This is a genomic window from Plastoroseomonas hellenica, from assembly GCF_018129085.1.
GTDB classification, from domain to species: domain Bacteria; phylum Pseudomonadota; class Alphaproteobacteria; order Acetobacterales; family Acetobacteraceae; genus Plastoroseomonas; species Plastoroseomonas hellenica.
The window spans coordinates 1-14,054 of the sequence record NZ_JAAGBB010000049.1; the positions used below are offsets into that span (position 1 = coordinate 1).

General features: G+C 71.5%; 13 protein-coding genes. 6 read left to right on the top strand and 7 right to left on the bottom strand.

From position 1 onward, the window contains the following. Positions 1 to 1,184 (bottom strand): caspase family protein (locus GXW71_RS27520; RefSeq protein ID WP_211855914.1); only part of this gene is annotated, 1,184 nt, incomplete at its 3' end. Between the two features lie 248 nt (positions 1,185 to 1,432). Beyond that, complete coding sequence (gene gltA / locus GXW71_RS27525; protein ID WP_211855915.1) at positions 1,433 to 2,740, bottom strand: citrate synthase; 1,308 nt, start codon at positions 2,738 to 2,740, stop codon at positions 1,433 to 1,435. A gap of 269 nt (positions 2,741 to 3,009) precedes the next feature. Here gltA and GXW71_RS27530 point away from each other — a divergent pair, with 269 nt between their 5' ends. Next, entirely contained in the window at positions 3,010 to 3,699 is a 690-nt protein-coding gene (locus GXW71_RS27530; RefSeq protein WP_211855916.1) for a class I SAM-dependent methyltransferase, read from the top strand. Next, a complete protein-coding gene (gene phnF, locus GXW71_RS27535) occupies positions 3,696 to 4,439 on the top strand; it encodes a phosphonate metabolism transcriptional regulator PhnF (protein ID WP_211855917.1) in 744 nt (247 codons plus the stop codon). Before GXW71_RS27530 ends, phnF begins: the two co-directional genes overlap by 4 nt. 57 nt (positions 4,440 to 4,496) lie before the next feature. On the opposite strand, the gene GXW71_RS27540 is transcribed toward phnF, so the two are convergent. The 3 genes from GXW71_RS27540 to GXW71_RS27550 form a co-directional block, all read right to left on the bottom strand. Beyond that, entirely contained in the window at positions 4,497 to 4,952 is a 456-nt protein-coding gene (locus tag GXW71_RS27540) for a thermonuclease family protein (RefSeq protein WP_211855918.1), read from the bottom strand. A 178-nt stretch (positions 4,953 to 5,130) separates the two neighbouring features. Then, positions 5,131 to 6,666, bottom strand: coding sequence for a CHAD domain-containing protein (locus GXW71_RS27545; RefSeq protein WP_211855919.1), 1,536 nt, complete (start codon positions 6,664 to 6,666; stop codon positions 5,131 to 5,133). Between the two features lie 9 nt (positions 6,667 to 6,675). Beyond that, positions 6,676 to 7,206, bottom strand: a complete 531-nt coding sequence (locus GXW71_RS27550) for a SixA phosphatase family protein (RefSeq protein ID WP_211855920.1) — start codon at positions 7,204 to 7,206, stop codon at positions 6,676 to 6,678. A gap of 118 nt (positions 7,207 to 7,324) precedes the next feature. Between GXW71_RS27550 and GXW71_RS27555 the strand changes: the two genes are divergently transcribed. Next, positions 7,325 to 8,995, top strand: a complete 1,671-nt coding sequence (locus tag GXW71_RS27555) for a PAS domain-containing hybrid sensor histidine kinase/response regulator (protein WP_211855921.1) — start codon at positions 7,325 to 7,327, stop codon at positions 8,993 to 8,995. Positions 8,996 to 9,053: 58 nt separating this feature from the next. Next, on the top strand, positions 9,054 to 9,815 hold the full coding sequence (locus GXW71_RS27560) for a creatininase family protein (RefSeq protein ID WP_211855922.1): 762 nt from the start codon (positions 9,054 to 9,056) through the stop codon (positions 9,813 to 9,815). Between the two features lie 22 nt (positions 9,816 to 9,837). On the opposite strand, the gene GXW71_RS27565 is transcribed toward GXW71_RS27560, so the two are convergent. Further along, entirely contained in the window at positions 9,838 to 10,566 is a 729-nt protein-coding gene (locus GXW71_RS27565) for a metallophosphoesterase (RefSeq protein ID WP_211855923.1), read from the bottom strand. Further along, the gene (locus GXW71_RS27570; protein WP_211855924.1) at positions 10,563 to 11,978 is read right to left on the bottom strand and encodes a cryptochrome/photolyase family protein; all 1,416 of its coding nucleotides are present in this window, start codon (positions 11,976 to 11,978) and stop codon (positions 10,563 to 10,565) included. Before GXW71_RS27570 ends, GXW71_RS27565 begins: the two co-directional genes overlap by 4 nt. A gap of 100 nt (positions 11,979 to 12,078) precedes the next feature. Between GXW71_RS27570 and GXW71_RS27575 the strand changes: the two genes are divergently transcribed. Together GXW71_RS27575 and GXW71_RS27580 are read left to right on the top strand one after the other, a co-directional pair. Then, positions 12,079 to 13,425, top strand: a complete 1,347-nt coding sequence (locus tag GXW71_RS27575) for a hypothetical protein (RefSeq protein WP_211855925.1) — start codon at positions 12,079 to 12,081, stop codon at positions 13,423 to 13,425. A gap of 187 nt (positions 13,426 to 13,612) precedes the next feature. Next, on the top strand, positions 13,613 to 13,948 hold the full coding sequence (locus GXW71_RS27580) for an HU family DNA-binding protein (RefSeq protein WP_211855926.1): 336 nt from the start codon (positions 13,613 to 13,615) through the stop codon (positions 13,946 to 13,948). Positions 13,949 to 14,054 lie beyond the last annotated feature (106 nt).

Sequence of the window (14,054 nt, forward strand, 5' to 3'; positions counted from 1 at the left end):
AGCGGCGGCGGCTTGCCATCTCGCCCGGGGATGGGTGGGGCGGCCGCGCGGCTGGGGACCGGCGGCAGGGCCAGCGGCTTGGTGGTGGGCAGGCCCGGCAGCGGTGCCGGTGCCTGCGGGGTGAGCGCCGCCTCCCGCATCGGCGTGGGGGGTGCCGGCACGGGTGGCGTCACCGGCGCCGACAGGGCGGCGATGCGGCTCCGCGCCAGCGGCGCGAAGACACCGTTCGGGAAGGCTTCCAGATAGGCCTGGAAATCGGCGGCGCTGCGGCTGCCAGCGATCGACTGCCAAGCCAGCGCGTCACGGTCGAAGGCCGGGATCGGCGGCGGGCCGGGGGCGGCCGTCGCGGGCACGGCCGGGGCGGCGATCGCGACCGGCGGGGCCGGCGTGAAGACGAAATCGCCGATCGCCTCGTCGTAGATCGCCGGCGTCTGGTCGTGGCCTACGCCGCGTGCCGCCGTCGCGACCTCGGTGCGCACCCGGCCGATCACCTCCCGCACCGACAGGCCCGGCACGCGGATGGTCCGCAGCAGCACCCGCGTGAACAGCCCGTTCGGGTCGCGGTCGTCGCGGCCGAGCCGGTCGAGCGCCTGCTGGTTGGTGCCCGCCGCGTAGAGCACCATCACGCCGCTGGTGCCGGTCGCGGTCAATCCGCGCGACAGGCCGAGGGAACGGCCCTGGGTGCGGAAGGGATTGTCCCGGCAGGCATCGACGATGAGCAGGTTGAAGCCGCCGGCCGATGCCGCATTGGCCGCGGCCATGCGCTCCATCAGCTCGGCCAGGCGGATGCCGTCCTCGGTCAGCTCGCGCTCGGTCTGCGCGGTGGCGTCGACCGGGATCAGCACATTGCCCGCGCCCACCTGCACGCCATGGCCTGCGTAATAGGCGACCGCGATGGTGCGTGCCGCGAGCGAGGCCTCGAATTCCGCGATCAGCCGGTTCATGCCGCGCCGGTCGAGGTCATAGCCGTCGAAGACCTGGAAGCCGCGTTCCCGGAGCTGCGCCGCCATGCCGCGCGCATCGGCCACCGCATTCTCGAGCTTGCGGATGCCGCGGTAGTCCTGGTTGCCGATCACCAGCGCGACGCGGCGTTCGATGGCGATGCCGCGCATGTCCTGCGCGGCGAGCGGCAGGTGCAGCGCCAGCAGCATCAGCAGGCTGGCCAGGAGGGGCGGCCATCGCATCGGGGGGCATCCTCCGGAAACGGTCATTCCCCGAAACAATAAACCGGCGGCATCGCACAAGGAAGAGCAAGCACGCCGCCCACCTTCACGGCGGTCCGGAACGCAACGAGGCCCGCCGGGTCGCCCCGGCGGGCCTCGTCAGACCTGTGCCTCAATCGCCGGCCGGGGCGCATCCGCCCCTTAGCACACGACTGGAAGCACCCATTCGGGCGCTCGGCATGAGGCGAAGCCTCGTGCCGCAAGATGGGTCAGCCGCGCTTGTCGATCGGCACGAAGTCGCGGGTGGCGGCGCCGGTGTAGATCTGGCGCGGACGGCCGATGCGCTGCGACGGATCCTCGATCATCTCCTTCCACTGGCTCACCCAACCGACGGTGCGCGCCACCGCGAAGATCACGGTGAACATGCTGGTCGGGATGCCCATGGCCTTCAGGATGATGCCCGAATAGAAATCGACATTCGGGTAGAGCTTGCGGCTGATGAAGTAATCATCGGTCAGCGCGATCCGTTCCAGCTCCATGGCCAGGTCCAGCAGCGGCTCGTCCTTGATGCCGAGTTCGCCCAGGACTTCGTGGCAGGTCTCCTTCATGATCTTCGCGCGCGGGTCGAAGTTCTTGTAGACCCGGTGGCCGAAGCCCATGAGCTTCACGTCGGAGTTCTTGTCCTTCACCTTGGCGATGAAGGCCGGGATGTTGTCGGCATGGCCGATCTCGCCCAGCATCTTCAGCACCGCCTCGTTGGCGCCGCCATGCGCCGGGCCCCAGAGCGCCGCGATGCCGGCGGCGATGCAGGCGAAGGGGTTCGCCCCGGTCGAGCCGGCGAGCCGCACGGTCGAGGTCGAGGCGTTCTGCTCGTGGTCGGCGTGCAGGACCAGGATGCGGTCCATGGCGCGGGCCAGGATCGGGCTGACCTCATAGGGCTCGGCCGGGACCGAGTTCAGCATGTAGAGGAAGTTCGCGGCGTAGCCGAGGTCGTTGCGCGGATACACGAAGGGCTGGCCGATCGCATACTTGTAGGCCCAGGCCGCGATGGTCGGCACCTTCGCGATCAGGCGGAAGGCGGCGATGCGGCGCACCTCCGGGTCGTGGATGTCGAGATTATCGTGGTAGAAGGCGGCCAGCGCGCCGACCACGCCGCACATCACCGCCATCGGGTGCGCGTCGCGGCGGAAGCCCTGGAAGAAGTTCCGGATCTGCTCGTGCAGCATGGTGTGCCGCGTGACGCCGGTCTCGAAGGCCTTGAGCTCGGCGGCATTCGGCAGCTCGCCGTTCATCAGCAGATAGGCGATCTCGATGAAGTCGCTTTGCTCGGCGAGCTGCTCGATCGGGTAGCCGCGATAGAGCAGGACCCCCTCGTCGCCGTCGATATAGGTGATCTTGCTGTCGCAGGCCGCAGTGCCGCCATAGCCCGGGTCGAAGGTGAAGATGCCGAGCTCGTTGTAGAGCTTGCGGATATCGGCCACCTGCGGCCCCAGGGTGCCGCCGAGCAGCGGCAGGGAGACGCTTCGGTTGCTGCCGTCGAGCGTAAGGGTGACGGATCCGGTGGCCGGATTGCTCATTGGCGTCGTTCCTCAGCAGGGATGCTTACGGGTCCGCGAGGCTCACGGGTGGAATACCGGGGCGCACTCGCATGATGCAGCGCAAGATATCGGGTGCCTCGCGGTTTTGGCAAACGACGCGCCTGTAATCCGCCTGGCGGATGGAAAACCCCGCGATCTGCTCCGTCCGGTCGTCCGTATGATTTCATCTGGCCGTCACCCCGGCGCGAACCGCTTCGCCCTAGCTTGTCCCCATCGCGCCGGCGGGGGCCGGCAAGGAGAGAACAGAGATGGGCAGCACCGCGCTTTCCTACGACACCTGGCACGCAGATGCGGCGCGGGAGCCGGCGATGGAGGAAGGGCACCGCCCGCTCTGGCGGCACTTCATCGAAACGATCCCGGAGACCGACCTCAGCACCCGGGAGGTGCTGGATTTCGGCTGCAACCGCGGCGGCTTCCTGCGCCTGCTGCACGCCCTGAAGCCATTCCGGCGCGGCCTCGGCGTCGATATTGCCCAGGCCTCGATCGCTGCCGCCCGCAGCCTCGCGGGGGTGGTGCCGGTCGCCTATGAGGCCGCCTCCGACCTCACCGCCTGGCCGGACAGCTTCGACATCGCCTTCAGCTATGAGGTGATCTACCTGCTGCCCGACCTCGCCGCCCATGCCGCGGGCATGCATGCGGCGCTGCGTCGCGGCGGCGTCTACTACGCGGTGACCGGCTGCCACACCGAGAACCCGCTCTGGCCGGCCTGGCGGGACTTCATCGGCGGCAGGACCAATGCCCCGGTGCAGGATCGGAGCCCGGACGACTATGCCGCCGCCTTCGTCGCGGCGGGGCTCGAGGTCTCGGTGCGTCGCTTCGGCTATGACGGCTTCGTGCCGGTGCCCAAGGATCGCGGCTACTACCCGAAGCTGACCGACGCGCTGGACTACTCGGCGGTGAGCAAATTGTTGTTCCGCTGCGTCCGCCGCGATCCGTGAGTCTCACCCGCAAGCGCGGCATGGCGCTCTGGCTCCAGGTCAAGACCGCGCTCGCGGCCGAGATCGAGGGCGGCGCCTGGCGTCCGGGTGAGCGCCTGCCGACCGAGCCCGAGCTCATGGAGCGCTTCGGGGTCAGCCGCTTCACGGTGCGCCAGGCGATCGCGAGCCTGGAGCGGCGCGGGCTGGTGCGGGCGGAGCAGGGGCGCGGCACCTTCGTGCACCGCGACCTGCTGGCCTATCCGATCTCCAGCCGCACGCGTTTTTCCCGCAATCTCATCGAGCAAGGTTTCGATCCGGGCGGGGAACTGCTGCTGCAGGAGGTGATCCCGGCCTCGGAGGAGGTCGCGGAGGCGCTGGCCATCGCGCCCGGCGCTCTGGTCGCGCACCGGCGCGGCATCGGCACCGCCGACGGCATCCCGATCGAGGTCGCGAGCGTCTGGCTGCCGGCCGACCGCTTCCCGGATTTCGCGCGGGTCAAGGCCGAGCACGCGACCTATACGGCGACCTTCGCCGCCTACGGCATCCCGGACTACCTCAGGCTCTGGACGCGCGTGGAAGGGCGGCTGCCGACACCGGAGGAGGCGGAAGCCCTCCGCCAGTTGGAAGCATCCCCGGTCCTGGCGGTCACACGCCTCGACGCGGATCTGCAAGGACGTCCGATCTCCTACGGCCGCAGCGCCTGGAGCGGCGAGCGCGTGGTCTTCGACCTCCAGGACGGGTCGCGGGCGCTGGTTGGCTAGAGCGTTTTGGCGAGCGGATTCGTGCCTCCGGGCGATTCCGCCCTCCGGCGATCCGCTCTACTGCCAGCCCGGCGGCGCCGCGGCGGCGGCCCAGAACCCGCGGGATTGCCGCCGTGCCTCGGCCTGCTGCGGCCGCAGGTCCAGGCGGTCGCGGCCGGTCGCCATGGCCCAGCCGCTGCCGACCAGCGCCGCGTTCAGCTCGGTTTCGGCAGCGGTGCAGACGCCAAGGCCGCGCCCATAGCTGTCGCGCCCCTGCATCCGGCAGGTCAGGCCATGGCCGCCGATCAGCCGCGCCAGCGCATCGGCGGCCGCATCGCCGCAATCGAAGCCGCCGCCGCGCGCATCGCGGCAGGCCTGGCCGCGCTGCGGCGCCTCCACCCCGGACAGGCGGAGGATCCGGTCGCCGAGCCTCAGCGTCTCGCCATCGACGATGCGCACCTCATGCGCTTCGGCGCGCCATTCGCTCTCGCGCGGGGCGGACCCGAAGAGATTGGTCGGCAGGCCGACCGCCACGAGGAGGGATCCAAGGCCGGCAAGGCCAAGCACCGCCAGTACCCCGCCGCCGATGCGGCGGGATGTACGGGCGGGTTTGAAGATTCGGCGTCTCGGCAGAGTCATGCGCGGAGGCGGCCCAACTGCGCACGGGAAGGTCGCGAAAGCCCCGTTCCCGGCAATGATAGAGACTCGGGCGCTACCAGAAGGCTCCGGTAGCGTCAAGGTCGTCCCAGGTTTCGGTCGCCTCCTGCCGTACCCGACCGACCCGCCCACGCGCCCATCCCGTCACGATTCCAATGGCATAGGCGCGCTCCGCCCGGCCGTTGGCGAGGCTCGCCGCCAGCGCGCCCGCGACCACCGCGTCATTGGCGAGGCCCAACGCTTCCTGCACCGCCGCCAGGCGCTTGAGGAAGCGCCGCGACCGCCGCCCGGCCCAGAGCGGCGCGAAGAGCTCCGCCGCATAGCGCAGGCGCTTGGCGTCGAGCCGCATCTCATGCAGCCGCTCGTCATCCATCTCGGCCATGACGGCGCCATCCTCGGCGAGGCCTTTCCAGCGCTTCGCCAGCAGCGCCTCGGCAAAGGGCTGGAGCGGGGAAGCGAGCAGGGTTAAGGCTTCCTCCGAGGCCTCCTCGCGCCAGCGCGCCTCCGCGACGAAGCCGGTCAGTTCCCAGGCCAGCAGCCGGTAGTCGGGGGAGTGGAGGAAGCGTTCGAGCGCCGCATAGGCCGCCTGGCGCCGGCCCTCGGCGGCGTCCAGCAGCGCAGCGACGGCGCGCTCCTCCGGCATCGCCTCGCTGATCGCGCGGCCGATGCCGAGGGTGAAGACATCCCAATCCCGGGCCGGTCCGAGGAAGCCCAGCAGCGTCTTCAGCCCCGCCTCCAGCGCCTTCGGCGCCGGCCCATCCGCGGCGCGGCGGAAGAGTTTCAGGACCGAGCGCAGCCGGCGCAGCCCGACCCGCATCTGGTGCACCGCCTCCGGCCCGGCATCGGCCCGCGCCCCGGGGGCGAGCGCCAGCACCACCTCCGCCAGGTGGCCGACGGCCAGCGCCAGCGCCTCCTCGACGGTCGTGGCGGTGCCGGGATCGGGCGCGCCCTTGCGGCGCAGCCGGGGCCTGTCGCCCTGGGCCAGCGCCCGGGCCTCCTCCGCCAGCGCCGCGGCGGGGGGGAGGGCCGGCAGCTCGGCGGCGATCTCGCGCGCGATCGCCAGCACCGCCGTTGCCGGGCCGGTCAGCGTCAGCCGCGCCACCGGATGCTCGTCGGCGACGGCGCGCAGCTTGCCGGTCAACAGCAGCGCCTCGACCTCGCCCGCCGCGTGGGACAGGGCGAAGCCCAGCTTCCGGCCGTGGAAGGCGGCCAGCGCGACCAGCGGTCCGGCCGCGGCGGCTGCCGGCATCGCGTCTTCCGCCGCCGGGGCGGGCGGCAGGCCGGGATGCCAGGGCGCGTTCGCCGCCGGCAGGGTGACCAATAGCCGCCGTGCGCCGCGCGCACCCTGTTCCAGGGCCAGACCGGCTTCGGCGAGCGCCCCTTGCGGCGTGTCGAACCAGATCAGCGTCTCCGCGCCTCCGCGGCTGCGCCCGAGGCGCCTGGTCCCGATCGCCGGCAGCCGGGTCAGCCGCCCGGCCGCTTCCGCCGGCAGGGCGAGTTCGATGGTCAGCGAGGGGACCGAAGGGGATTCCGCCGGTGCCGGCAGGGCGATGTCGGGAAGCGGCATCTCGATGCCGGTGCGGGCGACCATGGGATCCTCTCAGGCTGCCATTTCGGGCAGGTCGGCGGGCAGCATGAAGCGCACCAGGCGGCCGCCGCCCTCACCCAGCAGCCGCCAGGGAAGGGCCACGGAGAACTCGGCGAGTGCCGCCGTCGGATAGGCCTCCGCCAGCCGCCGCGCGGTGGGGGAGGCGGCGGTGGCGGCCGGCCCCGCGAGCGCCAGCGCCAGGTCGTGCAGGCCGGGGTTGTGCCCCAGCAGCAGCACGCTGCGCGCCGTCTCCGGCACCATCCGCAGCGCGTCCAGCAGCCGCGGCCAGGGCGCGAGATAGAGATCGTCCATCGGCGTGATGATCGGGCTGTCGGGCAGGGTGCCCAATGCCTCCAGCGTCTGCAGCGTGCGCCGCGCGGAGGAGACCAGCACCACATCCGGCGCCAGGCCGAGTTCGTGCATCGCGCGCGCCATGGCATGGGCGGCCCGGCGCCCCCGCGCGTTCAGCGGCCGGGCGTGATCGGGCAACTGCGGATCGTCCCAGGAGGATTTGGCGTGCCGCAGCAGAAGCAATTGTCGCATGGCTGCGCATCCTGCCACGGGTCGCCGCCGCTGTCCCGCCCGCCTGTGCCGAGGACGGGACTTCGATGGGAATTGTGGTCGTCCGGCTGGCGCTCTACACCGACGCTTGGCACGACCGATGTTCGGCACGCGGACGGGACGGATGGGAGAGGGGCAGCTCGACACGGGACCGGCGGTGACGCCTGCGGCCGACAGCGCGGAGGCGGCGTTGGCGTTGAGCGAGGCGCGGCTGCGCCGTGCGCAACGGATCGGCCTGGTCGGCGGCTTCGAGATCGACCTGGAGAGCGGGGTCAACCACCGCTCCGGCGAATACATGGCACTGCAGGGCGGGGATGCCGAGGCCGCCATCGAGAGTCATGAGGACTGGGTCCGCCGCCTGCACCCGGATGACCGCGAGGCCGCGGAGCGCCGCTTTCTGGAGGCCGTCTCCCCCACCTCCGGCATCACCGATTATGCCCAGGAATACCGGATCGTCACGCCGGATGGCGAGATCCGCTGGATTTCCGCCCGCGCCGAGATCGAACGCGCCCCCGACGGCCGCGCGCTGCGAATGGTCGGCGCACATGTCGACGTCACCACGCTCAAGGCGACCGAAGCCGCCCTCGAGCGGAGCCGGGCGGAGCTCAGCGACCTGCTGGCGACGCTCGACCTGGCGACCGTGATGGCACGCGACATCGACGGCACCATCCAGTTCTGGTCGCGCGGCTGCGAGCGCCTGTTCGGCTGGACGGCGGATGAGGCGCGCGGCCGCATGGCGCGCGAGCTGCTCGGCACCGTCTTCCCGGTCCCCTTCGGCGAGGTCGAGGCGACGCTGCTGCGGGAGGGCGAATGGATCGGCGACCTGATCAATCATCGCCGCGACGGCGCCCCGATGGTGCTCGCCACCCGCAAGGTGCTGCGCCGCGATGCCGCCGGGGCACCTGTTGCGGTGATGGAAAGCTTCGACGATGTCACCGCCCTGCGCCAGGCCCAGGCGGCGCTGGAAGCCCTGAACCATGGGCTGGAGCGCCGCATCGCGGAAGAGGTGGCGCGGCAGGAGGCCGCCCAGGCCCGCGGCGCGCATGCTGACCGCATGCAGGCGCTGGGCGAGCTGGCCGGGGGCATGGCGCATGACATGCGCAACATCCTCCAGGTCGTCGGCAGCGCCGCGTCCATGATCGCTGAGGAGGTGGATGATCCGAGCCGGGTCCTGGCCATGGTCGATGCGTTGCGCGCCACGGTCGAGCGCGGCGATGCCGTCGCCAGCCGCCTGCTGGCCTTCGCCCGCCGTGCCGAGCTGAGCGCGGGGCCGGTGGCACCGGCTGCGCTGCTGGGCGAGCTCCGCGACCTGCTCGACCGCACCCTCGGCCGCGCCTGCACCTGCGAGGTCGCGGTGGCGCCTGGCCTGCCGCCGCTGCTGGCCGATCGCCGGCAGCTCGAGGCGGCGCTGGTCAACCTCGCCGTCAATGCCCGCGACGCCATGCCGGATGGCGGCGCCATCCTGCTCGCGGCGGAGGCCGAGACCATCGCGGCAGGCGATGCGCCCCCCTGCGAGCTGGCGCCCGGGCGTTACATCCGCCTCGACGTCATCGATCAGGGGCAGGGGATGGACGCCGCGACGCTCGCGCGGGTCACCGAACCCTTCTTCACCACCAAGCCGCCGGGCGAAGGCACCGGCCTCGGCCTGCCCATGGCCAAGGGGTTCGCCGAGCAATCGGGCGGCGGCCTGGCGATTCGCAGCGCGCCGGGGCAGGGCACCACCGTCTCGCTCTGGTTCCCGCTGGCCGCGGAGAATGCGGCGGGCCATTGACTGCGCCGCGCCGCGCCGCAGGATCGGTGCGGGACAGTCGAAGATGGGGAGCCGCGCGATGGACCAGACCACCGAATGGATGCGGCTGACCGCCGCGGAGCTGAATGCGCGCGCGGCTGCCGGCGCCCTCGTCATCATCCCCGTGGCCTCGCTGGAACAGCACGGGCCGCATCTGGCGACCGGCGTCGACATCCTCTGCGCCACCGCGGTCGCGGCGCGCACCGCGGCGATCATCGCGGCCGCCGGTGAGCCGGTGGTCGTCACGCCCTGCATCTGGACCGGCCTTGCCGAGCATCACATGGAGTTCGGCGGCACTGTCACCCTCGACTACGATGCCTTCGCCGCGGTGATCCGCGGCGTCGTGCGCTCCGCCGCGCGCTGCGGCTTCAAGCGCGTCATGCTGCTGAACGGCCATGGCGGCAATGCCGAGGCGGTGGCCGTCGCGGCGTCCGAGCTCGCGACCGAATTCGGCATCGCGGTCGCCGCCGGCACCTATTGGCACATGATCGGCGATGCCTTCGCGCCGATCCTCGAGGCGCAGCCGAGCGTCATGCATGCCTGCGAGGCGGAGACCTCGATGATCATGGCGATCTCGCCCGCCAGCATCAGGCGCGAAAAGCTGGCGGAGGCGCATGGGCCGCACACGACACGGGTCGAAGGCCAACCCTCGGCGCTCTACCGCCGGCGCTCCTTCCGCGCCATCAGCGAGAGCGGCGTCATCGGCGACGCGCGCCTGGCGACCGTGGAGAAAGGGGAGAGGCTGCTGGATACGGCAGCCGAAAGGATCGCGGCGATGCTGCGCAATCCGGCGCTGTGGTGAGGATTTGGGAGGCGGTGAGCGCCTAGAAGGCCAGATCCACCCAGCTCAGATGCCCGCCCTTGCCGGCGCCGGTGTCGAGGAAGACCGCGGTGCCGCCTGCCGCGCCGTGCTGTACGTAAGGACGGCCGTCGGTGCTGCGGCGTTCGTGCCCGCAGTAGACGGTGAGGCCGGCCGGAATGCGCTCCACCCAATTGTGCAGCCGCTCCGGGAAGCCGTCGGCGCGGATCCGGCCGGTGACCTCCCCGAACAGCGCGCGCGAGACGATGGCATCCGGCTTGCGCGCGCCCGCATCCTCCGGCGCCGGTTGATGCAGCATGGCGTCGTGATAGCCGCCATGCACGAAGAGCGACGGGCCGGCGCGCAGCCAGGCCGGGGCGCGCGCGATCTCCGCGACGGCACGCGCCTTCAGCGCCACGGCATCCGGCGCCGCCGCAATCTGGGACAGTGTTTCGCCCAGGCCCTCGGCGTTCATGCGCAGCGACGCACCCATCAGCGCCCGCCGCAGCTTGTGGTCATGGTTGCCGAGCAGGAACAGGCCTGCGCCGGTATCCAGCAGCGTGAACATGCGCCGCAGCACCGAGGGGCTGTCCGGCCCATGGTCGGTCAGGTCGCCGAGCTGCACGATGAAGAGCCCTGCTGCCTCCGCGCCGGCGCAGGCTGCATCGAAGCCGGCCATGTCGCCATGCACGTCACCCACGATGCGGAGGCCGGCGAAGCCGCGTGCACGGAGCTGCTGCCGCGTGAAGCTCATGCACGGAGCGCCGCGAAGGCGTCGAGGGCGCGCAGCCGCGCCGCCGCATGGTCGACGATCGGCTTCGGGTAGTCGCGCCCGAGCCGGAAACCCACCTCTGCCAGGACGGTATCCGGCGCCTCCCAGGGGCTATGGATATGGGTATCCGGCAGCGCCGCGATCTCGGGGACGAAAGTGCGGACATAGGCGCCGCCGGGATCGAACTTCCGTCCTTGCAGGACTGGGTTAAACACCCGGAAATAGGGTGCGGCATCCGATCCGCAGCCCGCCACCCATTGCCAGTTCTGGCTGTTGTTCGCGAGGTTGGCATCGACCAGCGTGTCCCAGAACCAGGCCGCGCCCTGCTGCCAGGGCTGCAACAGGTGCTTCACCAGGAAGCTCGCGACGATCATGCGCACCCGGTTGTGCATCCACCCGGTCCGCCAGAGCTGACGCATGCCCGCATCGACGATCGGGTAGCCGGTTGCCCCCCGTTCCCAGGCGCGCCGATGCCGTGCATCAGGCGCCCAGGCGAAGTTCCTGAAACCAGCGCGGAGCGGCGCTTCCGGCATCTCCGGCCGATGCCAGAGCAGGTGATGGGAGAATTCGCGCCAGAGCAGCTCCTTCAGGAATGTCTCCGCGCTCTGGCCCTTCGTGGCGTCGCGCACGGCGTGCCAGACTTGGCGCGGTGATATCTCGCCCCAGTGCAGATGCGGGGATAGACGGGAGGTACCTTCGCGAGCCGGCAGGTCGCGATCCGTGTCGTAGCGTGGCACGCATTGCAGGAAGTCACGCAACCGCGCCGCGGCGCCGGCTTCACCGGGTTGCCAGCGGCCCGGGAATTCGCCCGCCCAGTCGCGGCGCGGCAGCAGGCCCCAATCCTCGAGCCGTTCACCAGCGGGTGCCTTCGCGGGCATCGCCATCCGCCGAGGCGGCGGCAAGGGTGCCTCCGGCTCACCGAGCGCCATCACCGCGCGTGCGAAGGGGGTGAAGACCGCATAGGGCGCGCCTGACCCGCTCCGTACCCGATGCGGCTCGGTCAGCAAGGAAGACGTATGCAGCACCAGCTTGCCGCCGAGCGCGTCGAGCGCCTCGGCCACGCGCTGGTCGCGCCGCCGCGCCCAAGGTTCATAGAGCCGTCCGGCTTGCACCGATCGGGCCCCGGTCTCTGCGGCGAGTGCCGGAATCAGTGTCTCCGCGGAACCGCGCAGCAGCAGCAGGCGCGCACCATGCGTCCGGACATCGGCGGCGAGCGTGGCCAGGCTGTGATGCAGCCACCAGCGTGCAGCGCCACCCGGCGCCCAGGCGCCGGCGGCCGCATCGTCCAGCACGAAGACGGGCAGCACCGAGCCGGTCTTCGTCGCGGCTCGCAGCGCGGGATTGTCGGCGAGGCGCAGGTCTTGGCGGAACCAAAGGATGACAGGCGCGGTCATTCCCCCAATCTGGCCGAGGGCGTGTTAGGACGCGAGGCTCGGCGACAGCGATCGCACGCCGATATGACAGAGCCAGCCGGGACAGAGCACGAACAGCCCCATGACCATCCCCACCAGGGCCGTCGCGACGACTGCGCTGCTGCTGCTCTGGCCGGCGCTGTTCAACGGTGCGCCGCTGATCTTCTCGGACACGCTCGATTTTCCCGCGATGATGCTGGATCCGGCTGGGCGCCCGATCCGGGCCCTCGGCTACGGGGCCTTCGCCGGGCTGCCGGCCCTGCTGACGGGCAGCTTCTGGCCGGTGGTGGTGGCGCAGGCGCTGCTGACCGCCTGGGCCACGCATGCGGCGATCGCCGCCACGCTGCCGGCGCTGCCACCCCGCCTGCATGTTCTCGCCGGCGTTGCGATCGCCGCGCTGACCAGCGCCGGCTGGGCGGCAAGCTATGCGATGCCCGATGCGCTCACCGCGCCCGGCCTGCTGGCGCTGTTCCTGGTGCTTGCCGGGGCGCGCGGCGTGCGGCTGGCGGTCGCCGCAGCCTTGGTCGCGCTGGCCGCCGCCAGCCACGTGACGCATGTCCTGATACTGTTCGCGGCGATCGGCGCGGTTGCGGCACTGGGCTTGGCGCCGTGGCGCCAGGCGCTGCTGGCGGCGGCCCTCACCCTGGCTGGGGCCGGGGTGGTGATCGGTGCCAATCGCCTGCTCTCGGGCCATGCCGAGTATGTGCGCGGCGGCGAGGTCTTCCTCGCCGCGCGTCTCGCCGGCGACGGGCTGCTGCAGCGGGAGCTCGCGGCGCGCTGCCCGGATCCGGCGCTGCCGCTGCTCTGCGCTGCGCTGCCGGTCATGCAGCGCGACGCCGACGAGTTTCTCTGGGAAGGCAATTCACCGCTGCGTCCGGGCGGCGATTTCTTCGCGGCATCGGCCGAGATGCGCATCGCCAATGCCGCGACCATGGCGGGCTTCTGGCCCGACTGGATCGCGGCTTCACTGGCCCGCGCGGCGCGGCAGGTGCTGGCGGTCCGGGCGGGCGATGGGCTGGAGCGGGAGCTGATGCGGATATTCGCCCCGCGCCTGGCGCCGCTGCTCGGCAAGGATGCGGCGCGCATCGCGCTCGCCTCCCGCCAGTTGCAGGAAGAATTGGCGGAGCATCCGGTCACGCTGGTCCCGGTGCCGGCGGCGCTGCTCGGCCTGGCGCTGGCGCCGCTGCTGCTGGTCATCCTGCGTCAGCGGCGGGCTTGGCCGGCGTATCGGCCGGCGCTGCTCCTGCTGGCCGTGGTGCTGGCGGGATATCTCGCCAATGCGCTGGCGATCGGCTTCGGCGGCAGCGTGCACCCGCGCTACGCGGCGCGAATCGTCTGGCTGCTGCCGCTGGCCGCGGGCGCTGCCCTCGCCGCACACCGATTCGGGGGCATGACTGGGGGCTTGCGGACCGCCACGGACCCCCTGTAGCAGGCCGCGAATCGGGCGCTGGTGCCACAAACCCGCGCCGCAAGCGGCTTTCTGAGGTGTCCTCCGCAGAAAAGGCTTGTTTTTGGGGCTTTCCCGCAGCACGCAATAGGCCGCGCCGGTCGCGGCGCTGTAACCCCGTGCAGGTCGCCCCCCAGGCGATCGCCGTCCAATGAGGAGCCACACAAACATGGCAGCCAAGAAGCCGGCGGCGCCGGCCACCGCCGCCGCCGCCAAGGCCAAGGCCATCCCGACCGTCACGCTGAAGCAGCTCGCTGCCGGCCTCGCCGAGGGCCACGAGCTCTCCAAGCGCGCCGCCGAGGCGATCCTGAACGACCTGGTCGAGACAGTGACGAAGCGCCTGAAGAAGGGCGAGAAGATCCGCCTCACCGGCCTCGGCATCCTGCAGGTCAAGGCGCGCCCGGCGCGCCTGGGCCGCAACCCGGCGACCGGCGAGCAGATCAAGATCAAGGCCAGCAAGAAGGTCGCCTTCCGCCCCGCCAAGGAGCTGAAGGAAGCCGTCTGACGCTTCCGGCGGCGCCCTTCCCTTCGGGGACGGGCGCCGCCCATCTTTCGGATCGCGCCCCGGCTGCATCGCAGCAGAGGCGCTACCGAACCGCCTGCCTTCTGGC